Raw genomic sequence first — 22,404 nt, 5'->3', positions numbered from 1 at the left:
AAAAGGCGGCACCCAAAAACTTTATATTCTTTTTCAGTATTTTATTGGGGCGTGCCGGGCTGCTGGGCTTCCCCCTCGCTGCCGCCCATCGCCTGGATCAGCGCCTGCGTCTGGGCCTGATGCGACTGGAGCAGCTTGACGTTATCGGGGTTCAGCGTTGGCATGTTCCTGCTGTCCTGGGCCGGGTGCTGCATCACGGCGCTGGTCAGGCCAAAGGTGGTGATGCCCATCACGAACTCACGCGCGCTCATGTGATAATGCTCCAGAATGGGCTGGAGCGCGGGCATGGCCTCGGTGCGCTTGATCGTTTCCTCAAGCGACATGTTGGGTGTCTCGGGCGGGGAGATGCGCGACTGGCGGATCTGCTCGATCACCGGCATCATGCGGGTGAAGAAATCCTTGGGCAGCCTGTATTCCGCCACCGTTTTCATGTCACGGGCAATGGCGGCCTGCTGGGCAGGCGTCGGCTGGGCCTGCTCGGTGGTGCTCTGCTGCATCGGCTGCTGGGCCAGGGCCGGGCGCACGGCCATCAGGCCGGTGGCCAGCGCAAGCGTGCAGGCGCTGGCGGCAAGGGTGCGGCGCAGGAAGGAAGCGGTCATGGCTGGTTGCTCCATTCGCCCTGTCTCATCAGGGGTTCGCGTGTGCCATCGTGGTTGATGGCGTCGACATCGATCTTGCTGGACCCGATCATCCAGTCAATATGGATGAAGCTGGTATTGGCACCCTGTTCGGCCAGATGGGCTTCGGTCAGGCTGTCGGTATCGAGCATGCACTTGGCGTAGGACTGGCCAAGGGCAATGTGGCTGGCCGCATTCTCGTCAAACAGGGTGTTGCGGAACAGGATGCCGCTTGCCGAGATGGGCGAGGAGGCGGGCACGAGGGCCACTTCACCAAGGCGGCGCGCGCCCTCATCGGTGTCGAGAATGCGGTTGAGCACGTCAAGCCCGCTGCTGGCATGGGCCTCGACAATGCGCCCCTCTTCAAAGCGCACGGCAATATCGTCAATCAGCGTGCCCTGGTGGAACAGCGGCTTGGTGGCCCGCACCGTGCCGCTGACCTTGCGGGCATGCGGCGTGGTGAACACTTCCTCGGTGGGAATGTTGGGGTTGCACACGATGCCGTTGCCCGCGGGTTCCGCGCCGCCCGCCCAGGCATGGCCATCGGCAAGGCCCACGGTCAGGTCGGTATCGGGGCCAGTAAAGTGCAGGGCGGCAAAGCGTTTTTCATTCAGCCACGTGGCGCGTTTGCGCAGGTGGGCGTTATGGGCTTTCCATTCCGCCACCGGGTCATCCACCATCACGCGTGATGCCTGGAAGATGGCATCCCACAGGCGGCTGACGGCTTCCGCCTCCGGCACGCCGGGAAAGACCTGTGCCGCCCAGGCCGGGGTGGCGAAGGCCACGATGTTCCAGTTGATGGCGAATCGCGTGATCAGTTCCATGGCGGGCCGCCCCGCCTTCGAGGCCGCGCGGCCAATGCGCGAGACGCGCTCGGCATCCTCATTGGCCAGCAGCACCGGGTTGCCCCCGGTAATGGCCATGCGCGCCGCCCCCTTGCGGTAGGCGCTGGCCATGCCTTCGTGCAGCCAGTCGGCGGCGGTGTCGAGCGTATCATCCGCCGCATGGTGGAAGCGCGCCAGCGTGGTCACGTCATCGGAATAGAACGGCGTGACCAGGGATGCGCCTGCCCTGTAGGCGTGCTCGGCAATGCGGCGCACCAGCGGCACGGCGTCGAGCGGGGCCGTGATGAGAAGCTGCTGCCCGTGCGCGACATTCACGCCTACGCGGACGGCGACTTCGGCCAGGCGGTCCAGAAGATGTTCATGCCGGGGGGAAAGAACCATGCGTAATCATATCCTGTAAAAGGCAGGCGGCGTGCCGCAGGCCTGCGGAAACTGCCCTGCAGGATAGACGACACACGCCCGGTGCGTAAAATGATAACCGCAAACCAGCGGAGCGTGAGCATGCACTCAATGAAACAGGCCCCATCGGGTTCCCGCGCGTTATGCACCGTATCGGCAGCACTCGAGGCCCCGCAGCGCGTTATGTGCGCAGGCCGGGCCGTGGTGGTGTGGATGGTGGAGGGCGACCGCCCCGCCGTGATCGATGACCGCTGCCCGCACGGCAACGCCCGCCTGTCTGATGGATACGTGCTGTATGGCCGCATCGTCTGCCCGCTGCATATGTGGACCTTTGGCGCCGATGGCCATGCGCAGGCCCCCGGTGGCCGCATGGAGGCGGCGGGGCCGATGCCGCAGGCCTATGAAAGCTGGATCAGCGAAGATGAAGTCTGGGCGCGGGTTGACGGATAACGGTCGCCAGACGCCGTTCAAGGCTTTTGGGGAAAAGCTTTACCAGAGACTTGCTTATGATTGCTGGCTGCCATCGCGCCTGATCCATGCCTGGATCACGGCCAGAAGGTAGGCCTGCTGCGCAGCATCAAGCTTCTCGCCTTCCGGTATGGCATGCCATTTGGCCACACAGCCCCGGCAGCAGGTGCCGGTGGCATGCTGGGCAATGAACACCGGGTGCCCGCGCCATGGAGTCTGCCTGCCATCACGCGCGGGCTGCGCGGGGGCAAGGCGGGTGGCGATGAAGTCGGCTGCGTGGCGCATGACTTCAGGCAGGCCCCGGCTGGCCAGATACGCCTGCTCCCTGGCCCCAAGGTGAAAGCGGGCGCGGAATTTCGAGTAGGCCAGCCGCGCCCATAACTCGGGTGCGACAGGGGGCAGTGCGGACAGGTCGGCCAGTGGCGCAGGCGCAGGTGGCGGCGCAGGGCGCGCAGCGGGCGCAAACAGGTCAGCCTGTTGCGCCGGGGCTGCCTTGCGTGCGGGCCTGCGCGCCATGGCTCAGGCTGGCTTGACCAGAACGTGGCGCTTGCGCCCGGCCGAGAGCTTGACCGCGCCTTCAACCAGGTCGGCATTGGTAATGACCTGCGCCTCGTCCTCGATCACGACGCCATTCACCCGTGCGCCCTTGCCACGGATCAGGCGGCGGGCCTCGCCGTTGGTGCTGGCAAGGCCAGCCTCGGCAAACAGGCGGAAGGCAGGCATGCCCCCGCTCAGTTCGGCCGCGGGCACGGTGGAGGTGGGCAGGTCGGCCGTCAGGGTGCCTTCCTCAAAGGTGCGGCGGGCGGCCTCGGCGGCTTCCTCGGCGGCGGCACGGCCGTGGCACAGTGCCGTGGCCTCGGTGGCCAGCACTTTTTTCGCCTCGTTGATCCCGGCGCCGCCGAGGGCTGCCAGGCGCTCGCATTCCTCAATGGGCAGTTCGGTAAACAGCTTGAGGAAGCGGCCCACATCCGCATCCTCCACATTGCGCCAGAACTGCCAGTAATCGAACACCGGCAGCCGCTTTGCCGAGAGCCACACCGCGCCCTGCGCCGTCTTGCCCATCTTGGCGCCGGAACTCGTGGTGAGCAGCGGCGTTGTGAGGCCGAAAACCTGCGCCCCGTTCATGCGGCGCACCAGGTCGATGCCCGACACGATGTTGCCCCACTGGTCCGATCCCCCCATCTGGAGCGTTACGCCATGACGGAGGTTGAGTTCACGGAAGTCATAGGACTGGAGAATGGAGTAATTGAACTCCAGGAAGGTCAGTCCCTGCTCACGCTCCAGCCGCGAGCGCACCGAGTCGAACGAGAGCATGCGGTTGATGGAAAAATGAACGCCCACATCGCGCAGAAGGTCGATGTAGGAGAGTTTGTCCAGCCAGTCGGCATTATTGGTCAGGAGCGGTTCGGTGGGGCCGGTGCCCAGTGGCAGGAACTGTCGCAGGCAGGCTTCCACGCCGCGCAGGTTCGTGGCGATGGTTTCCGCCGTCATGAGCTGGCGGGCTTCCTCGCGGAAGGAGGGGTCGCCGATTTTCGCGGTGCCGCCGCCCACCAGGGCCACCGGGCGGTGGCCGTGGCGGTGCATCAGGCGCAGCATCATGATCTGGATCAGGCTGCCCACGTGCAGGCTGTCCGCCGTGGGATCGAACCCGATATAGCCCCCCACCGGTCCGGCCTGCATGGCGGCGTCGAGGGCCTCCATGTCGGTGCACTGGAATATGAAGCCGCGTGCTTCGGCTTCCCGGAGGAATTCACTCTTGGGCATGATCTGTTCCGCGCTGTAAGGTCCGTCGCTGGCCGGGCGACCCCGGCGCGGACAAGCCTCTAGCATGTTCGCAGGCGTTGATGAAACCGCCCGGAACCGGCAGGTGGTGCAATCAGTCCGCCGCGAGGGCGAGCATCTTGCGGTTCATGACCGTGCTTACATGGTCTTCAAGCGCTTCGGTCACCTGCTCGGCCTGGTTGGCAAACACATGGTCGGCACCCTTGAAGATGCGGTAATCCACGCTCACGCCCTTCTGGGTGTTCAGCTTGTCCACCAGCTTGCGCACGGCGGGCTCGGGCACGAGTTCATCGTTCTCGCCCGCAATCATCAGCCCGCCGCAGGGACACGGGGCGAGGAAGCCGAAATCATAGTAGTTGGCAGGCGGGGCGACACTGATCCAGCCGGTAATCTCGGGGCGGCGCATGAGCAGCTGCATGCCCACGAAGGCCCCGAAGGAATACCCCGCGATCCACAGCCCGCTGGCGTTGGGGTTGACCATCTGCATCCAGTCAAGGGCGGCGGCGGCATCCGAAATCTCGCCAATGCCACCATCATAGCGCCCCTGCGAGCGCCCGACCCCGCGCGAATTGTAGCGCATGACCGAGAAGCCCATTTTCTCGAACTCGCGGTACATGGCGTAGGTGATGCGGTTGTTCATGGTACCGCCATGCAGCGGGTGAGGGTGGAGCACCAGGGCAAGCGGCGCGTTGGGCGCGCTTGAGTGGTGGTATCGACCTTCCAGGCGGCCATCAGGGCCGGCAAACATGACCTCAGGCATAGGTGTCCCGCATTTGCATCTTCCCGTGCATTCCAGGCATTGCAACGGGAACGGTTGCTGTTACAGCCTGCCCGACCGGCGATGCCCCGTCAGGTCGGCAGGCAGAGAAAAAAAGTGCTGTCTTCGGGCTGTTACGCGCGCCGGATGCAGGCTGGCGGCCTGTATGCACCCGGTGGGTACAGCCTGAAAAGCAGAAGTGACCCGGCCCGGCGCGCCAGACCGCAAATATACCAACCCACCTGAATAATGGGCATTATGCCTACCGGGTAACAGTGCATCTTCGGCAGGCGTGCCCTGCGCGGGGGGCAGATATGGCGGGATATGGCCACGGTTCATGCCGTGGGCAATAGTCCTCCGGGCCTGCGCGGGGTGTCTCGTGTCGGTTCGCTCTCCTTGCCATGGCCCCGATGTTGGGCGGGCGACATTGAGGCAGCGGTATGGGATAAAGAGGTGCCCGGCACCCATAACACGTTGCAATAAATATTATGTTGCGCTGCCTTATAGCGGCGGGGATTCACAAAATGCCACATAAATCGTAATTGCCGTCGCAAAAGGACTTGGCGCAACCCATATGGCTGGACAGCATGAGCACCCTGAGCGAGCGTTTTACATATCTTGACGCCAATGCCGCCGAGCCCATCCGGCCCCAGGCGCTTGAGGCCATGATGCAGGCGGCCGTGGTGGCGGGCAACCCGGCCTCCGTGCACCGTGCGGGCCGTGCGGCCCGCGCCGTGCTCGAGACCGCGCGTGAGGACATCGCGGCCCTGTTCGGGGGGGCAGCGGAGAACTGCGTGTTCACCTCCGGCGGCACGGAAGCCAATATGCTGGCCATTGCCGGGCAGGCGGCCGGCAGGCGCGTGCTGGTGGGCGCAAGTGAACATGATGCCGTGCGCGCGGCAACGCAGGCGACCACCATTGCCGTGCGGGCCGATGGCGTGCTGGACCTTGATGCCCTCGAGCGCATGCTGGCGAACGGGCAGGCCCCCGCGCTGGTCTGCGCCATGCTGGCCAATAACGAGACCGGCGTGATCAATCCCGTGCGTGAAATCGCTGATCTGTGCCACGCCCATGGCGCGCTTTTGCATGTGGATGCGGTGCAGGCGGCAGGGCGCATCGCCTTTACGCTGGAGGGACTCGGGGCGGATAGCGTGGCCATATCGGGTCATAAATTTGGCGGCCCCAAAGGCGCGGGCGCGCTTTTGCTGGCGGGCGCGCGGTTCCATGCCCTGCCGCCGCTTCTGGCCGGTGGCGGGCAGGAGCAGGGGCGGCGCGGCGGCACGCCAGCGCTGCCTGCCATCGCTGGCATGGCGGCGGCGGCAAGGGTTGCGGTTGCGGCAATGGGGGTGCAGGCCGACCGGCTTGGCGCATGGCGTGACCGCATCGAGGCGGCGGCCGTGGCGGCAGGGGCTAGTGCGTGCGGGGCAGGGGCCATGCGCCTGGCCAATACCACCAGCCTTGTGCTGCCCGGACGGCGGGCGCAGACCCAGTTGATCGCGCTCGACATGGCGGGCTATGGCGTCTCCGCTGGCGCGGCCTGCTCATCGGGCAAGGTGGCGCGGTCGCATGTGCTCGAGGCCATGGGGCTGGGCGCGGGTGCTGGCTGCGCCATCCGCGTCTCGCTGCCATGGTCGGTGGATGAGGCGGACGTGCAGGGCTTCATCAACGCCTACACAGCCATGGCGGCCCGCCTGCCCGCACAGGCCGGAGCGGTTGCATGACCAGATCCATCGCGAACCATATGGCGCGCAGAGGGGCTGAACGGATGCCCCCCCAGCACGGGCGGCGGGCATGACCGACCCTGACCTGATCTATCTCGACTATCAGGCCACCACGCCGTGCGATCCCCGCGTGGTGGACGAAATGATGCCGTGGTTTGCCCACAGCTTCGCCAACCCCCACAGCCTCGACCACGCGGCGGGCCGGGCCGCGCATGATGCGGTGGAGCAGGCACGTGGCGAGGTTGCGGCCCTGCTCGGCGCTGATGCGCGTGAGATCGTGTTTACCTCGGGCGCGACCGAGGCCAACAACCTTGCCATCAAGGGGGCCGTGCGCCACCTGATCGCGCGCGGCGATCCGCGCAGGCGGGTCATCACGGTGGCGACCGAACACAAATGCGTGCTGGAATCGGTGCGTGACCTGGCGCACGAGGGCTGCGAGCCGGTGATCCTGCCCGTGCGGCCCGATGGCACGCTCGACCCCGCTGTGCTGGCCGCGGCCCTTGAGGTGCCCACCCTGCTCACCTCCATCATGGCCGCCAATAACGAGACCGGCGTGCTGCACGATCTTGCCGCCCTCGCCCCCATCGTGCGCGCGGCAGGCAGCCTGCTGCACAGCGACCTGGCGCAGGCTGCGGGCAAGGTGGATATTGATGTCAGGGCGTGGGATCTCGATCTGGCCTCCGTCTCGGCGCACAAGCTGTATGGGCCGAAGGGGGTGGGCGCGCTGTTCGTGCGGCGCAGGCCGCGCGTGCGGCTTGCCCCGCTGTTCTCGGGCGGGGGGCAGGAGCGCGGCCTGCGCTCGGGCACGCTGCCAGCCCCCCTGATTATCGGGTTTGGCGCGGCATGCCGCATTGCCCGCCTTGAAGGGGCGGCCGAGCGTGCCCGCATCGCTTCCCTGCGCGACCGCATGCTGGCCGCCCTTGCGGCGGGCTGTCCCGGCCTGCGGGTGCATGGCGGCATGCAGGCAAGGCTTGCCGCCAACCTGAACCTGGGCTTCGAAGGAGTGCGCGCGCTCGACCTGCTGGCCGCCGCCCCCGAACTGTGCCTGTCCACCGGGTCGGCGTGTTCCTCGGCCGAGGTGGTGCCGTCCTATGTGCTCAGCGCAATGGGGCTTGGGGCGGCTCGGGCGGCGGAAGGCTTGCGTCTGGCGGTCGGACGCTATACCTCACCCGCCGAAGTGGATCGCGCGGCGGCGATCCTGTGCCGCGCGGTGGCACATTGCCGCGCGCAAGGCAGCGCTGCGCAACCGTAACGGGCGCAACGCACAGGCAGGATGGAAAAGATGGCGCATATAGTATTCATCGAGCGTGATGGCACCCGCCGCGAAGTCGCGGCCCCGCTGGGCCTGTCGGTCCTGGAAATCGCGCACAAGAACGGTGTTGACCTTGAAGGCGCATGCGAAGGCTCGCTGGCCTGCGCTACCTGCCACGTGGTGGTTGACCCCGAATGGGCGCCCAAGCTGACGCCGCCGACCGAGGACGAGGAAGACATGCTCGACCTCGCCTTCGGGCTGGAAAAGACCTCGCGCCTGGGCTGCCAGATCGTGATGACCGAGGCGCTCGATGGCCTCGTGGTGCGCCTGCCCAGCACGTCCTGACCGGACGGCTCATGCCGCCCGCGTGATTTTGTGGCGCGGCCGGGCAGGATGATGTTTGACGCGCGATGCCCGGAGGCTGATAGTTCTCCGGGCATTGCCTGTTTCAAGGGAAGTGGAACCGAGCCCATGCGTATTCTTGTGGCCATGTCTGGCGGGGTGGACAGTTCCGTCGTTGCCGCGCGCCTCGTGGCCGAAGGGCACGAGGTCATTGGCGCGACCCTCCAACTCTACGATTCCCGCGAGAGCAAGAAAAAGGGTGCGTGCTGCGCCGGGCGCGACATACACGACGCCCGCCGCGTGGCCGACAGGCTCGGCATCCCCCATTACGTGATCGACGCCGAACGCCGCTTTCAGGACAGCGTGATCGATACCTTCGCCAATGCCTATGCTGCGGGCGAGACGCCGGTGCCGTGCGTTGCGTGCAACCAGGGCGTGAAATTCACCGATCTTCTGGGCATGGCGCGTGACCTTGGGGTCGATGCCATGGCCACCGGGCATTACGTGCGCCGCGTGGAAGGCCCTGATGGCGTTGAGATGCACCGCCCCGTTGATGAGGGGCGCGACCAGTCATGGTTCCTGTTCGCCACCACGCGTGACCAGCTTGATTTCCTGCGCTTTCCGCTGGGCGACATGCCCGATAAGGCCGCCGTCCGCGCCGAGGCCGAGCGTTTTGGCCTCGCCGTGGCCGCCAAGCCCGACAGCCAGGACCTGTGCTTCGTGACCGATGGCTCCTACGCCGCCCTGGTGGAAAAGCTGCGCCCCGACATAACCGGCGCGGGCGAGATCGTGGACCGCTCCGGCCAGGTGGTGGGCGAGCATGAAGGCGTGAGCCGCTACACCGTGGGCCAGAGCAAGCGGCTGGGCAATGCCGCCATGCTGGCTGGCGAGCGGCAGATGGTTGTGGGCATCGAGCCTGCCCGCAGGCGCGTGGTGATCGGCCCGCGCGCGCAGGCCGTGGCCCGCACGTTGGTGCTGCGCAACATGAACTGGCTGGTGCCGCAGCCGGGGCCTGATGGCCTGCGTTGCGCGGTGCAGATCCGCGCGCGCGAGGCCGCGCGTGCGGCCACCGTATGGGCGCTGCCCGATGGCGCGGCCCGCGTGGTGCTGGATGAGGGGGCCGTGCCCGCGCCGGGGCAGGCCTGCGTGATGTATGATGGCAGCCGGGTGCTTGGCGGCGGGTTCATCCGCCGGGTCGAGGCCGGAGGCGAAGGAAAGGCGGCATGATGAACAACAGTATTCTGGTCATTGGCACGCGGCGGTATTCATCATGGTCGCTGCGCGGCTGGCTTGCGGTGCGCCTGGCCGGGCTTGACGTGCGCGAGCAGGTGATCCCGCTGGCCGATAATGGCGAGACACCCGCCATCCGCACCATCTCGCCCAATGGCAAGGTGCCTTACCTTGAACACGACGGCGCTGCCGTGTGGGAGAGCCTCGCGATCTGTGAATACTGCGCCGAGCAGGCCCCCGGCCTGTGGCCTGCCGATGCCCGCGCGCGCGCCTATGCCCGCAGCATCGCCGCCGAGATGCATGCGGGCTTTCGCGCCGTGCGCGCCGCCATGCCCATGAATACCGGGCGCGAGAACCGCCCGCTGGCCGCGGGCACCACGGCGGATATCGATGCCGACATCGCGCGGATCGACGCGATCTGGACCGAGGCGCGGCTTGATTTTGGCAAGGACGGCGATTTCCTGTTCGGGGAAAAATTCGGCATGGCGGATGCCATGTTCGCGCCCATCGTCTCGCGCTTCCTGTCCTATGGGGTCAGTCCCTCGCCGGAATCACGGGCCTACATGACCGCCGTGCGCGCGCATCCGCTCATGGCGGAATGGTACCAGCTTGCCGCCCAGGAGCCAAAGCAGTGGCAGCAGGCGCGCTTTGAGGACATCGGCTGACCTCCGTGGACGCCCTGCCGTGGCGTGTGGCGGTGGTGCTGCCCGCGCGTGAAGGTTTCAGCACGGGGGCCGTGGGCGCCATCGGCCTGCAGGTGGCAGCCCTTGCCGGCCCGAATGATGTCATCATCGGCGCGCCGGTCGCAGGCCCCACGCTGCTGCCCGACCATGAATACCGGACAGTGCGCCCCGGCCTGTGGCCGCCGGGCAGCCGCAGCCACCGTTATGCCGCCGCCGTGCTGCGAATCGTGCATGACATCGGCCCTGCGGTGGTCGAGGTGCATAACCGCCCCGATACCGCGCTGCATATCGCGCGCAGCCGCCCCGGCCAGCACGTGCTGCTGGTGCTGCATAACGACCCGCAGGGCATGCGCGGGGCCGAGACGCCCGCCCGCCGCGCGGACCTGCTGCGGTGGATGAACGTGGCCTGCGTGTCCGGCTGGGTGCGCCAGCGCTTCCTTGAAGGCGTGCCCGCTACCGATGCGCAGTGGGTTGGCGTCTCGCCCAACGGGGTGGCCATTCCCGCCAGCGTGCCGCCCATGACGGATCGCGCGCAACAGGTGCTGTTTGCCGGGCGCATGGTCGAGACCAAGGGGGCTGACCTGTTCGTTGCGGCCTGTGCCCAGCTTGTCCCCACTTATCCCGGCTGGCGTTTTGACATGATCGGGGCCGACCGGTTTCGTGCCGATGCGCCGCTTACTCCTTTCATGGCGGAACTGCTGCCCCGCGCGCAGGCGGCAGGCATCGGGCTTGAGGGCTACCGGCCCCATGCGGATGTGCTGGCCGCCATGGCGCGGGCGGCCATTGTGGTGGTGCCCAGCCGCTGGCCCGAGCCCTTTGGCCTTGCCGCGCTGGAGGCCATGGCGGCGGGTGCCGCCCTCGTGGCTGCTCCCACCGGCGGCCTGCCGGAGGTGGTGGGCGATGGCGGTATGCTGTGCCCGCCCCAGCCCCCGGCCGAACTGGCACAGGCCATGGCCCGGCTGATGGACGGGCCGGCCCTGCGCGCGGACCTTGCCGCGCGGGGCCGCGCACAGGCGCTGCACTTTGGCGTGGAGCATGCCCGTGCCTGCCGCGCCCACATGCGGGCCGAGGCCCTGCGCCGCCGCACCTGACGCCGCGTTTTGCGTTTTTATGTCGCGCGGGTATGGGACGGGGCCGTGCGCCGTCCTATATCTGGGCACACAAGGCTCATGCCCAAACACTGGAGGTTCCATGTCCGATACCGTTCAGGCCGCTCCTGACGCCAAAGCTGCGAACGCCCTCGTGCCGGTTACGGTGCTGACGGGCTTCCTCGGCGCAGGCAAGACCACGCTGCTCAACCATATCCTCACCGCCCAGCATGGCCGCAAATACGCGGTTGTGGTCAACGAGTTTGGCGAGCTTGGCGTGGACAACGACCTCGTGGTCGATGCCGACGAGGAAGTGTTCGAGATGAACAACGGCTGCATCTGCTGCACCGTGCGCGGCGACCTGATCCGCATCCTCGGCAACCTCATGAAGCGGCGCGCCAAGTTCGACGGCATCATCGTCGAGACTACCGGCCTTGCCGCCCCCGCGCCCGTGGCCCAGACCTTTTTTGTTGATGAGGACGTGCGCGGCAAGACCCGGCTCGATGCGGTCGTGACCGTGGTCGATGCCTACAACGTGCTCCAGACGCTGGAAGAAAGCCCGGAGGCGGTGAACCAGATCGCCTTTGCCGATGTGATCATCCTCAACAAGGTCGATCTTGTGGATGAAGCGGGCCTTGAGGCGATTGAAAAGCGCATCCGCTCCATCAACGCCGTGTGCCGCATCCACCGCGCAAAGCGCGGCGACGTGCCGTTGTCCGACGTGCTCGACCAGGGCGGCTTTGACCTCCAGCGCGCGCTCGAGCATGCCCCCAACTTCCTTGAAGACACCAGCCACTCGCATGAGGCGGATGTCACCTCGATGTCGTTTGAAGTGGAGGAGCCGCTCGACGCCACCAAGTTCCAGGCATGGATCGGCGCGGTGCTGCAGGAGCAGGGGGCGGACATCCTGCGCGCCAAGGGTATCCTGAACTATGCGGGCGAGGACCAGCGCTTCGCTTTCCAGGCGGTGCACATGATGGCCGATGGCGGCTTTATCGGCCCGTGGAAGAAGGATGAGCCGCATGTGTCGCGCCTTGTCTTCATTGGCCGCAACCTCAACCGCCCGCAACTGCGCCGTGGTTTTGAAAGCTGCCGTGCGAAATGAGCGGCGCCATGAACGACACCATGCCCCCCTCGCTGCTCGAACGCCGGGGCGCGCAGCGCCAGCTTGAAGGGCAGATCACCGGCTGCGCCATTGCGCGTGACAGCCAGCAGGTCGCCTTCGCCACCGCCGAGGGCGACGTGATGGTGGCTGCCCGCGCCGACTGGGGCCAATCGGATGCATGGGATGTGCAGACCGTGCATGATGGCGCGGTGCTGTCCATCGCCCCCGATGCCGTGCCCACCGGCTTCCTGACCGGCGGCGATGACAACAGCCTGCGCCGGATTGCGGCTGATGGCACCGTGAGCGAACTGGCAAAAGGCCGCCGCTGGATCGAGCACATCACCACCTGGGCGGGTGACAAGGGCGGCGTGATCGCCTTTGCCTCGGGCAAGCAGGTCGAACTGCGCGATGCGGCAGGCAGGGATACGCTCAAGGTGCTCGAGCATCCTTCCACCGTCAGCGGTATCGTGTTTGACGCCAAGGGCAAGCGCATCGCGGCCTCGCACTATAATGGCGCGTCGATGTGGTTCGTGCAGGCCAAGGTGGATAATCCCCGCCAGCTCGAATGGAAGGGCAGCCATATCGGCATCGCCATCCACCCCGCGGGCGAGGCGCTGGTCACCTCCATGCAGGAATCGGAACTGCATGGCTGGCGGCTGGCGGATGGGCACAACATGCGCATGAGCGGCTACCCCACCAAGGTGCAGTCCATGGCCTTTACGCGCAATGGCAAGTGGCTGGTGACCAGCGGGGCGGACACCATCGTGATGTGGCCGTTCTTTGGTGGCGGCCCGATGGGCAAGCCACCGGCTGAGGCCGGCGGCATTCCCGGCATCATGTGCACCCGTGTTGCCTGCCACCCCGTGCATGACATCGTGGCCGCGGGCTTTGCCGATGGCGCGGTGCTGATGGTCGATACCAATGCCCAGCGCCTGCTGCCCGTCAGCATGGCGGGCGAGGGGGCGGTAACCGCGCTGGCCTTCAGCCCCGATGGCTGCGCGCTGGCGTTTGGCACGGAAGATGGCCGCGCCGCCGTGATCGACCTGTCGGCCAAATAAAGCAGCAGGGGGCGGAAAACGCATGCGGGTGCTGCATGTCATGGCGGCAAGGGGCAATGGCGGGGCGGAGCTTTATGCGACCGATGTCATGTGCAGCCTGCATGAGGCCGGGCTTGAACAGGGCGTGGTCATGCACCCTGCCGCCCCCCGCGTGCCCGCCATGCGCGCTGCGGGCATGCAGGTGGATACCGGCCCGCTGCGCCTGCCGCTCCGCTCTGCCGCCCGCTACGCCATGCGGCGGCTGATCAGGCGCGTCAGGCCCGACCTCATTCATTGCTGGCTGCGGCGCGCTGCCGAGATCGTGCCTGCGGGCACCGGGGTGCCGGTGATTGGCTGGTTCGGCAATTACAAGGATCTGCGTGCCTTTGCGCATTGCGACTGGTTTGTGGGCTGCACGGCGGATATGGCGGCCTCGATGGTGGCGCGTGGCGCGCCAGCGGAGCGCGTGGCCTATATTCCCACCTTCCCCTCCGTAAAACCGCAGCCGCCGGTATCACGGCACGCACTTGATACGCCGCCCGATGCCCCGGTGCTGCTGGTGCTCTCGCGCCTGCACCCGGCCAAGGGGCTGGAAACCCTGCTTGACGCGGTGCCCGCCCTGCCGCGCTGCCATGTATGGCTGGCAGGCGAGGGCGAGCTGCGTGCGGCCCTTGGCGCGCAGGCGGCAAGGCTGGGGGTGGCGGATCGGGTGCATTTTCTGGGCTGGCGCTCGGACCGGGGGGCCTTGCTGGCAGCAGCGGATCTGTGCGTGCTGCCCTCGCGCTATGAGCCGTTTGGCACCGTGATACTCGATGCCTGGTCCGCAGGCGTGCCGCTGGTGGCCTGTGCGGCGGATGGACCAAAGGCACATATCCGCAATGGCGAAAACGGCATGCTGGTGCCGATTGATGACGCCCCGGCCCTGGCTACCGCCATCCGCGCGGTGCTTGATGATTCCGCCCTTGCAGCAAGGATCAGGGCAGGCGGCACGCGCGATTACGAGGCAGGCTTTACGCCGCAGGCCGTAACCAACCAATGGCTGGCCTTTTACGACCGGGTGATAAAGACAAAAAACGGATAAAAGTTTTTTGGTGCCGCCTTTTTTCAAAAAGGCGGCGTTTTCCGAAGCTTTTTGCAAAAAGCTTCACCAAAAACTTCTGTTATTTTACGGCGGGTTCTGCCGCAGGCGGGGGCTTGGGGGCAGAGGCCATGCCATCAAGAAACGCCTCGGCCAGGGCCGCATAGAGCGGCTGCGAGCAGATCATGCGCGACACGCCATAGGCCAAAAATGACGTGGCCAGCAGCGCCAGCGTAACCTGCTGGTTATCGCACATTTCCATGACAATGACCGAGGCCGTTAGCGGTGACTGCACCACGGCGGAGAAATAGGCCACCGTGCCCAGCAGCACCACGGCGCCCGGCGTGGTGTGCGGCAGGAACTGCGCTACCCAGCCGCCAAACCCGGCCCCGATGGCAAGGGAGGGCGCAAACAGCCCGCCCGGAATGCCCGAGCAGTAGGAAATGATGGTGGCGATGAATTTGAGGATGAAGAACGAGGCGGGATAATGTGTCCGCCCGTCAATGATTTCATGCGCCTGATAGTAGCCGGTGCCATAGGTTATCCCGCCCGAGGCAATGCCCAGTATGGCCAGCAGAAGCCCGCACACGGCGGCGAACGCCACGGGCCGCCCCTTGGCAAAGCGCCCCAGCCCGCCGGGCAGGCCGCGCGTGGCCCGGATGAGAATGGCCGAGAACACGCCCCCGCCAATACCACCCAGAATGCCGCAGGTCGGCACCGCGATCCAGCTTATGCCAATGGGCACCACCACATCCGTGTGGCCGAAATAACTGTAATTGCCCACAAGGGCGATGGCCGTGACACCCGACAGGATCACGCCGGTGAGCATGGTGCCGCTGGTGCGCTGCTCAAACGAGTGGCTGAGTTCCTCGATGGCGAACACGATGCCTGCCAGCGGCGTGTTGAACGCGGCTGACACGCCCGAGGCCCCGCCCGCCAGGATCAGCCCGCGCCGCATGCTGATGGTGGACAGGTTGAGCCACCGCCCGCACGCATGCATGATGGCGGCGCCAATCTGCACGCTCGGCCCCTCGCGCCCGATGGAGGCCCCCGCCACCAGCCCCAGCGAGGTCAGCACGATCTTGCCCGCCGCCACCCGCAGCGACAGTAGCCGGTCAACAATGGCGAAATTTTCAAGGTGCAGCGTGGCAATGGTCTGCGGTATGCCGCTGCCCTGCGCGCCGCGAAACCATGTGCGCGTCAGCCACGTTGAAAGCGCAAGCCCGCCTGGCGTCAGCACCAGCATGAGCCACGGGTTGAACGCGATGATGTGCGTGCGCAGGCTCGCTGCCGCATCGGCCGCCATGGCAAAGCCCACCGCCACCACGCCCACCACCACGGCCGCCGCCCAGCACGCGAGCTTGCGCCGCCACTGCTCGGTGGTAATCCGCGCGGAACGGCGCAGATGGCGCATGTGTTTCCGGCGTATCTCGGTAAGGTCGGTTCGCATGCCCGGTAACGTACTTTCAGCAACTGCCCTGAAACGGGTAAAACCGGGTTTAGGCCATCCGGTTGCCCGGCAGGGGTGGTATTTATCGCAGGTCAGGCGGTCACTGGCAGAATATCCGCCCCTTCTGCCAGGTCAGGGCAGCACCAGCACGCCGGTATGCTTGGCCTTGCGTTCCGGCTCGACATGGATGTTGATCAGCGCATCGCCCAGCCCCGCGCGCAGGCCATCCTCAACCCGGTCGCATATGTGGTGGGCTTCCTCTACGCTCATGGCGCCGGGCACGACAAGATGAAACTCGATAAACGTCATGGCGCCGACAATGCGCGCGCGGATGTCATGCGCCTCAATGGCGCCGGTGGCTGTGTGCGAGATGATGGAGCGGATCTCGCCCAGCGTCTCGGAATTGGGGGCCTCGTCCATCAGTCCCGCGATGGAGGTGCGCATCATCTCCCACCCCGTGCGCAGCACGTTCACCGCAATCAGGGCGGCCAGCAGCGGGTCGAGCCACAGGAAGCCGGTGAGCGGAATCAGCACGAACCCCGTGATGAGCACCGCCGATGTCCAGACATCGGACAGCACATGGTGGCCGCTCGCCACCAGTGCGGGTGAATGGCGCGCCCGCCCCAGCCGCAGCAGGAACAGCCCCCACACCAGGTTGAGCACGCCCGCGCCGCCATTGAGCGCAATGCCCATCAGCGAATCCTGTGGCGCATGCATGTGCTGGAAGCCGATCCACGCCTCATGCGCGATGGTGATGGCGGTAATGACCACCAGCACCCCTTCCGCCACGGCGGAGAGGTATTCGGCCTTGTAGTGGCCATAGGTGTGGTTGTGGTCGGGCGGGAGGCTTGCCACCCGCAGCGCCCACAGCCCGGCCACGGCGGAGACCACGTTGATGATGGTCTCGATGGCATCGGAATACAGCGCGATGCTGTCGGTCACGCGCCATGCGGCGTATTTCATGCCCAGGGCGATGAGGCTGACGACAACGCTGCACCAGGCCGCGCGGATCTTGGGGTCGGTACGGGCAAACATGCTGAACAGGCGGTCCTTGCGATCAGACGGAGTGGGCTTCGGCCAGAATGCACTGGTTGGCATCGGTCAGGGTTTCAATCTGCAAGGTGGGGTGAACAATGCCGAAGCGGGCCTGCAGTTCGGCTGCCGCGCGGTTCAGCAGGCCATCAGGCGCATGGCCCTGCTCGCCTGCCCCGCGCACGAGGTGGACGGTCAGCGCGGTTTCGGTGGTGCTGATGGGCCAGATATGCAGGTCATGCAGGTCGCACACGCCGGGCAGCGTGCGCAAAAAGGCATCGACGGCCGCAGGGTCGATGCCACGCGGCACGCGGTCAAGCGCCATGTCGAGCGAATCACGCAGCAGCGACCATGTGGCGAGAATGATGGAAAGCGACACCACAAGGCAGATGACGGGGTCGATGCGCAGCCAGCCGGTCAGCAGGATCAGGCCGCCACCCGCCACCACGGCCAGCGCCATCACGGCGTCGGATGCCATGTGCACGAATGCGCCACGCAGGTTGAGGTCCTTCTTGCCCCCACTGGCAAACAGCAGCGCGGTCAGCCCGTTCACCACGATGCCGATCCCGGCCACTACCATCACCGCAACGCCTGCCACCGGGTGCGGGTGGATCAGCCGCAGCACGGCCTCCCACATGATGCCGCCGGTCACCACCAGCAGGGCCACGGCATTGCCCAGTGCCGCCAGTATGGAGGACCGCCGCAGCCCGTAGGTGAAATTGGCGGTAGGCGAGCGGCGCGAGAGGATTTCGGCCAGCCATGCCGCCCCAAGTGCGAGCACGTCGGACAGGTTATGCCCCGCATCGGCCAGCAGCGAGAGCGCATGGCTGCGCACGCCCCACACCGCCTCGCCCGCTACATAGACAAGGTTGAGCGCAATGCCGATGGCAAACGCCCGCCCGTAGGAGGCAGGCGTGTGCACATGGTGGTGGCCGAACAGTCCGCCGCCATGCCCGTGATTGTGCCCGCAGCCCCCCTCATGCCCATCATCGGCATGGTCGTGGCCCGCATGGGCGTCATGGTCATGGCCGCAGTCATGGCCCGCGTCAGACCCGGTGGGAGCCTGCTCAGGGTGCGCATGGGCGTCCTGCGCGTGGTCGTGGCCATTGCAGGCCGGACCATGCGCTGGCGGGGCGGCATGGTCATGGGAGTGGTCATGGCCATCCGCGCCATGGTTGTGCTGGCATTCGCCCATGGGGCCTGAATCCATATTGATCGGGAGGGGCAGGGTATCGCCGCCTTCCTAGCAGAAGGTTACGGCGCGTCACCAGCATTTAGCACATTCCTGTGCGCTGCCCCGGCGTGATATGGCTCCCGCACTGCCACCAGCCACGGAAAAACCCGCCCATGATCCGACTGACCGAACTGCGCCTGCCCATCGCGCATGACGACGCCGCACTGGAACAGGCGGTGGCCGAACGGCTGGGTGTGGCAACGGCGGAGATCGAGGCCATCACCATTTTCCGCCGTGGTCATGACGCCCGCCACCGGCACCGCGTGATGCTGGTCTATACGGTGGACTGCGCCGTGCGTGACGAGGCCGCCGTGCTCGCCGCCCACGCAGGCGCGCGCAACATCATGGCCACGCCTGATACCACCTACCGTTTTGCAGTGGATGATGGCCCGGCCCTTGCGGCCCGGCCCGGCTTCACGCGCCCGGTGGTGATCGGGGCGGGGCCATGCGGGCTGATGGCGGCCCTCGTGCTGGCGCAGATGGGCCTGCGCCCGCTGGTGCTCGAGCGCGGCAAGGTGGTGCGCGAGCGCACGGTCGATACCTTTGCCCTGTGGCGCAAATCCATCCTCAATCCCGAGAGTAACGTGCAGTTTGGGGAAGGGGGTGCGGGCACCTTCTCCGATGGCAAGCTGTACAGCCAGGTCAGCGATCCGCGCCATTATGGCCGCAAGGTGCTGGCCGAGTTCGTGCGCGCGGGCGCACCGCCCGAGATCGAATACCTCTCGCGCCCGCATATCGGCACGTTCCGGCTGGTGTCGATGGTCGAGCATATCCGCGCCGAGATCGAGGCGCTGGGCGGCGAATACCGCTTTGGCGCGCACGTAACCCAATTCGTGACCGGTGATGACGGCGCGGGGGGGCAGCGCATCCGCGCGCTGCGCCTGGCGGATGGGGACGAGATCGCAGCCAGCCACGTGGTGCTGGCCATTGGCCACAGCGCGCGTGATACCTTTGGCGCGCTGCATGCGGCAGGCGTTGCCATGGTGGCCAAGCCGTTTTCCATCGGGGTGCGCATCGAGCACCCGCAATCGGTCATCAACACCGCCCGCTATGGCCAGCCCGAGGCCGTGCCGCTGCTGGGCGCTGCGGATTACAAGCTGGTGCACCACGCCAGCAATGGCCGCGCGGTCTATTCCTTCTGCATGTGCCCTGGCGGCACGGTGGTGGCCGCCACATCCGAGGTGGGGCAGGTGGTGACCAATGGCATGAGCCAGTATTCCCGTGCCGAGCGCAACGCCAATGCAGGCCTGGTGGTGGGGGTGACGCCGGAGCGCGATTATCCCGGCGGCCCGCTTGCGGGCATCGCCTTCCAGCGCGAATGGGAGCGGCGTGCGTTCGTGGCCGGGGGCGGGGCCTATTTCGCGCCCGCGCAGACGGTGGGCGACTTCCTCGATGGCGTGGCCTCCACCACGCTTGGCGCTGTCGTACCGTCCTACCGCCCCGGCGTGACACCCACTGACCTGTCGGCCTGCCTGCCTGATTTTGCCGTTGAGGCCATGCGCGAGGCCCTGCCGCATTTTGACAGCAAGCTGGCAGGCTTTTCCATGCGGGATGCGGTGATGACGGGGGTGGAGACGCGCACCTCATCCCCGCTGCGCCTTCCGCGCGGGGTGGACGGGCAGGGCGTGAACCTGCGTGGGCTGTTCCCGGCAGGCGAGGGGGCGGGCTATGCCGGGGGCATCCTCTCGGCGGGTATTGACGGCATCCGCATTGCCGAGGCAGTGGCCCTGTCGCTGGCGGGGCGGGATGTGGAGCAGGCGCTGCACCGGGGCATGACCCATGCCACGGAGGCGCAGTAAAGCCTTAAAGAAGTAAAAGTTTTTGGGTGCCGCCTTTTTTCAAAAAGGCGGCGTTCTTCGAAGCTTTTTGAAAAAAGCTTCACCAAAAACTTTGATCTGTTTTGTCCTTACAGGAACGAGACCGGATCAATATCCACGTCAATCCGCGCCCCGCGCTCGGGTTTCACGCGGCTGAGCCATTCGCGCATGATGGGCTGCACCGCAATGTTGCGCCGCGCGCGCAACAGCAGCCGGTGGCGATGCCGCCCGCGCAGGATGGCCAGCGGCGCGGGGGCGGGCCCAAGAACCTGCACGCCATCAAGCCGTGGCGCGTTCTGGCCAAGGGCACGGGCGGTCAGTTCGGCGGCATCCGGCGTCTCGGCACTCACGATCAGGGCGGCGAGCCTGCCATAAGGCGGCCAGAAGCCGGGGCGGCGCTGCTCGGCCTCCTGCTCCATGAAGCTGCTGAAATTGCCTGAAACCAGTGCCTGCATTACCGGGTGGTCGGGCACGTAGCTCTGCAACAGCACCCGGCCCGGCGCCTCCGCACGGCCCGCGCGCCCAGCTACCTGGTGCAGAAGCTGCACCGTGCGCTCCGAGGCCCGCAGGTCGCCGCCGCCAAGGCCGAGATCGGCATCGACAATGCCCACAAGTGTCAGGTGCGGGAAGTGCCAGCCCTTGGCCACGATCTGGGTGCCGATCACAAGATCCACCTCGCGCCGGGCAATGCGCTCGACGGCGGCGGCCGTGGCGGCGGGGCCGCTGAGCGTATCACTCGCCATGACCAGAATCCGGGCATCGGGGAAGGTGGCGCGCGCTTCCTCCGTTATGCGTTCCACGCCGGGGCCGATGGGGGTCAGGCTGTCGGCATCGGCGCATTTGGGGCAGGTCTGTGGAATGGGCTCGTCATACCCGCAATGGTGGCAGGTCAGGATATGGCGCGCGCGGTGCTCGACCAGCCAGGCGGTGCAGTTGGGGCACTGCATGCGGTGGCCGCAGGTGCGGCACAGCGTGAGTGGCGCATAGCCGCGGCGGTTGAGGAACAGCATGGCCTGCTCGCCCCGGCCCACGGCATCGTTGATCGCGCCGGTCAGCACGGGGGAGAGGAACAGCCCGCGCTCGGGTGGGTCGGCGCGCATGTCCAGCGTTTCCACCACGGGCATGGTGGCATTGCCGTGGCGGGCATTGAGCTTGAGGTGCCGGTAGCGGCCTGCGCCCACATTGGCCAGGCTTTCAAGGCTGGGGGTGGCCGAGACCAGCACGATGGGGGCTTTGCTCATGCGCGCACGCACCACCGCCATGTCGCGCGCGTGGTAGGTCACGCCATCTTCCTGCTTGAAGGCGGTCTCGTGCTCTTCATCGACAATGATCAGCCCAAGCTGGGCAAACGGCAGGAACAGCGCCGAGCGCGCGCCCACCACAACCCGCGCCGTGCCATCGGCCACCGCCCGCCATGTCACGCGCCGCAGCCTTGCCCCAAGGTCGGAGTGCCACAGCGCGGGCTCCGCGCCAAAGCGGCGGGCAAAGCGGCCGGTCCACTGTGCCGAGAGCGCGATTTCGGGCAGCAGCACCAGCGCCTGCTTTCCGGCCTCAAGGCAGGCGGCAATGGCCTCCATGTAGATCTCGGTCTTGCCTGACCCGGTCACGCCTTCCAGCAGGGTGATGGAAAAGCTGTCTTCACCCACCCTTGCGCGCAGTTCGGTCGCCACCTCGGCCTGGTTGCCGCCCAGCGTGGGCGGGCAATGCGCGGGATCAGGCACGGCGAAGGGCGGCGGGGGCGTGATTTCAACCGCCCGCAGCGCGCCCGCCTGCGCCAGGCCACGAATCACGGCCGCCCCCACGCCTGCCCGGCGGGCGAGTTCGGCGGCGGGCAGGGGCGGGCCATTGCCTGCAATGTCCAGCACTTTCTGGCGGGCAGGGGTCAGCCGGAGGTCGGCAGGCAATGCGGGCGCGGGGCTGTAGCCCGTGCCGGGCCTGGGCAGGGCGGCCAGCGCATTGGCCCGCAGCGCCATGGCCAGCACCATGCCCGGCGGCGAGAGCGTATAGGCGGCTACCCAGTCCACGAACTGGCGCAGTTGCGCGGGCAGGGGCGGCAGGTCAAGGCGGGCAGCCACGGGCTTGAGGCGGCTGGTGGCGACTTCCTTCGGGGGCGGCGGCCTGAATTCGGGCGGCAGGCTGGGTGCGGCATCCCAGATCACGCCGGTTTCGGTGCGGCGGCCGAGCGGCACGCTTACAATATCGCCGGGGCGGGCAGCGGCCAGCCGGGGTGGCAGCAGGTAGTCCAGCGGCCCGGCAAAGGGCAGGGTGAGCATGACCCGCACGCGCCCGTCAGGGGCGGGGGGCAGCAGGTCCGTCTGGGTGGGGTTGCGATGCGGCATGTGTTTTTCTACCGTCAGGCATCGGCTGTGTCTTGTCCATCCATGAGGCAGGGCGCATCCATCGCCCCGATAAGACATTATTTTGAAACAACGCATTGATTAAAGAGTGATAAAAGTTTTTGGGTGCC

The 22,404-nt window shown here is 66.7% G+C and carries 20 protein-coding genes; 11 read left to right on the top strand and 9 right to left on the bottom strand.

Features of this window, described 5'->3' with window-relative positions:
• Positions 1-41: 41 nt before the first annotated feature.
• Complete coding sequence (locus tag GXY01S_RS07660; protein WP_061273758.1) at positions 42-599, bottom strand: hypothetical protein; 558 nt, start codon at positions 597-599, stop codon at positions 42-44.
• Entirely contained in the window at positions 596-1,843 is a 1,248-nt protein-coding gene (locus tag GXY01S_RS07655; RefSeq protein ID WP_061273756.1) for an aminopeptidase, read from the bottom strand. Before GXY01S_RS07655 ends, GXY01S_RS07660 begins: the two co-directional genes overlap by 4 nt.
• A 129-nt stretch (positions 1,844-1,972) precedes the next feature.
• Here GXY01S_RS07655 and GXY01S_RS07650 point away from each other — a divergent pair, with 129 nt between their 5' ends.
• Positions 1,973-2,311: a Rieske (2Fe-2S) protein gene (locus GXY01S_RS07650; protein ID WP_061273754.1), complete on the top strand. Its 339-nt coding sequence runs from the start codon at positions 1,973-1,975 to the stop codon at positions 2,309-2,311.
• Between the two features lie 54 nt (positions 2,312-2,365).
• Here the strand turns inward: GXY01S_RS07650 and GXY01S_RS07645 are convergent, their stop codons facing one another.
• The 3 genes from GXY01S_RS07645 to GXY01S_RS07635 form a co-directional block, all read right to left on the bottom strand.
• Positions 2,366-2,845, bottom strand: coding sequence for a DUF4186 domain-containing protein (locus GXY01S_RS07645; RefSeq protein WP_082770775.1), 480 nt, complete (start codon positions 2,843-2,845; stop codon positions 2,366-2,368).
• Between the two features lie 3 nt (positions 2,846-2,848).
• Positions 2,849-4,093, bottom strand: coding sequence for a tyrosine--tRNA ligase (gene tyrS / locus GXY01S_RS07640; protein WP_061273751.1), 1,245 nt, complete (start codon positions 4,091-4,093; stop codon positions 2,849-2,851).
• Between the two features lie 112 nt (positions 4,094-4,205).
• Positions 4,206-4,871: an alpha/beta hydrolase gene (locus GXY01S_RS07635; RefSeq protein ID WP_061273749.1), complete on the bottom strand. Its 666-nt coding sequence runs from the start codon at positions 4,869-4,871 to the stop codon at positions 4,206-4,208.
• A gap of 584 nt (positions 4,872-5,455) precedes the next feature.
• On the opposite strand from GXY01S_RS07635, the gene GXY01S_RS07630 reads away from it, so the two are divergent.
• From GXY01S_RS07630 to GXY01S_RS07590, 9 genes are all read left to right on the top strand, one after another.
• The gene (locus GXY01S_RS07630; protein ID WP_061273747.1) at positions 5,456-6,589 is read left to right on the top strand and encodes a cysteine desulfurase family protein; all 1,134 of its coding nucleotides are present in this window, start codon (positions 5,456-5,458) and stop codon (positions 6,587-6,589) included.
• Between the two features lie 70 nt (positions 6,590-6,659).
• Positions 6,660-7,841 carry a cysteine desulfurase family protein gene (locus GXY01S_RS07625; protein WP_061273745.1) on the top strand — a complete coding sequence of 394 codons (1,182 nt, stop codon included), beginning with the start codon at positions 6,660-6,662 and terminating at the stop codon, positions 7,839-7,841.
• Positions 7,842-7,871: 30 nt separating this feature from the next.
• A complete protein-coding gene (locus GXY01S_RS07620) occupies positions 7,872-8,186 on the top strand; it encodes a ferredoxin family 2Fe-2S iron-sulfur cluster binding protein (protein ID WP_061273819.1) in 315 nt (104 codons plus the stop codon).
• 126 nt (positions 8,187-8,312) lie between these two features.
• Positions 8,313-9,410: a tRNA 2-thiouridine(34) synthase MnmA gene (gene mnmA, locus GXY01S_RS07615; RefSeq protein ID WP_061273742.1), complete on the top strand. Its 1,098-nt coding sequence runs from the start codon at positions 8,313-8,315 to the stop codon at positions 9,408-9,410.
• On the top strand, positions 9,410-10,078 hold the full coding sequence (locus tag GXY01S_RS07610) for a glutathione S-transferase family protein (protein ID WP_061273817.1): 669 nt from the start codon (positions 9,410-9,412) through the stop codon (positions 10,076-10,078). The genes mnmA and GXY01S_RS07610 overlap by 1 nt, the downstream gene beginning before the upstream one ends.
• A 14-nt stretch (positions 10,079-10,092) precedes the next feature.
• Entirely contained in the window at positions 10,093-11,187 is a 1,095-nt protein-coding gene (locus GXY01S_RS07605) for a glycosyltransferase family 4 protein (protein WP_061273815.1), read from the top strand.
• A gap of 100 nt (positions 11,188-11,287) precedes the next feature.
• Positions 11,288-12,289 carry a CobW family GTP-binding protein gene (locus GXY01S_RS07600; RefSeq protein WP_061273740.1) on the top strand — a complete coding sequence of 334 codons (1,002 nt, stop codon included), beginning with the start codon at positions 11,288-11,290 and terminating at the stop codon, positions 12,287-12,289.
• Positions 12,286-13,347: a WD40 repeat domain-containing protein gene (locus GXY01S_RS07595; protein WP_061273734.1), complete on the top strand. Its 1,062-nt coding sequence runs from the start codon at positions 12,286-12,288 to the stop codon at positions 13,345-13,347. The genes GXY01S_RS07600 and GXY01S_RS07595 overlap by 4 nt, the downstream gene beginning before the upstream one ends.
• A gap of 22 nt (positions 13,348-13,369) precedes the next feature.
• Positions 13,370-14,407, top strand: a complete 1,038-nt coding sequence (locus tag GXY01S_RS07590; RefSeq protein WP_061273733.1) for a glycosyltransferase — start codon at positions 13,370-13,372, stop codon at positions 14,405-14,407.
• A gap of 79 nt (positions 14,408-14,486) precedes the next feature.
• On the opposite strand, the gene GXY01S_RS07585 is transcribed toward GXY01S_RS07590, so the two are convergent.
• The 3 genes from GXY01S_RS07585 to GXY01S_RS07575 all read right to left on the bottom strand — a co-directional run bounded on the left by GXY01S_RS07585 (position 14,487) and on the right by GXY01S_RS07575 (position 18,081).
• Entirely contained in the window at positions 14,487-15,818 is a 1,332-nt protein-coding gene (locus GXY01S_RS07585) for a chloride channel protein (protein WP_061273731.1), read from the bottom strand.
• 168 nt (positions 15,819-15,986) lie between these two features.
• Positions 15,987-16,889: a cation diffusion facilitator family transporter gene (locus GXY01S_RS07580; RefSeq protein WP_061273729.1), complete on the bottom strand. Its 903-nt coding sequence runs from the start codon at positions 16,887-16,889 to the stop codon at positions 15,987-15,989.
• A 22-nt stretch (positions 16,890-16,911) separates the two neighbouring features.
• Entirely contained in the window at positions 16,912-18,081 is a 1,170-nt protein-coding gene (locus tag GXY01S_RS07575; RefSeq protein WP_061273813.1) for a cation diffusion facilitator family transporter, read from the bottom strand.
• Positions 18,082-18,233: 152 nt separating this feature from the next.
• On the opposite strand from GXY01S_RS07575, the gene GXY01S_RS07570 reads away from it, so the two are divergent.
• Positions 18,234-19,919, top strand: coding sequence for an NAD(P)/FAD-dependent oxidoreductase (locus GXY01S_RS07570; protein WP_061273727.1), 1,686 nt, complete (start codon positions 18,234-18,236; stop codon positions 19,917-19,919).
• 107 nt (positions 19,920-20,026) lie between these two features.
• Here the strand turns inward: GXY01S_RS07570 and GXY01S_RS07565 are convergent, their stop codons facing one another.
• Entirely contained in the window at positions 20,027-22,276 is a 2,250-nt protein-coding gene (locus GXY01S_RS07565; RefSeq protein ID WP_061273725.1) for a primosomal protein N', read from the bottom strand.
• Positions 22,277-22,404 lie beyond the last annotated feature (128 nt).

The organism is Komagataeibacter xylinus NBRC 15237, assembly GCF_001571345.1.
GTDB lineage: Bacteria > Pseudomonadota > Alphaproteobacteria > Acetobacterales > Acetobacteraceae > Komagataeibacter > Komagataeibacter xylinus.
This window is presented reverse-complemented; position numbering and strand designations above follow the sequence as displayed.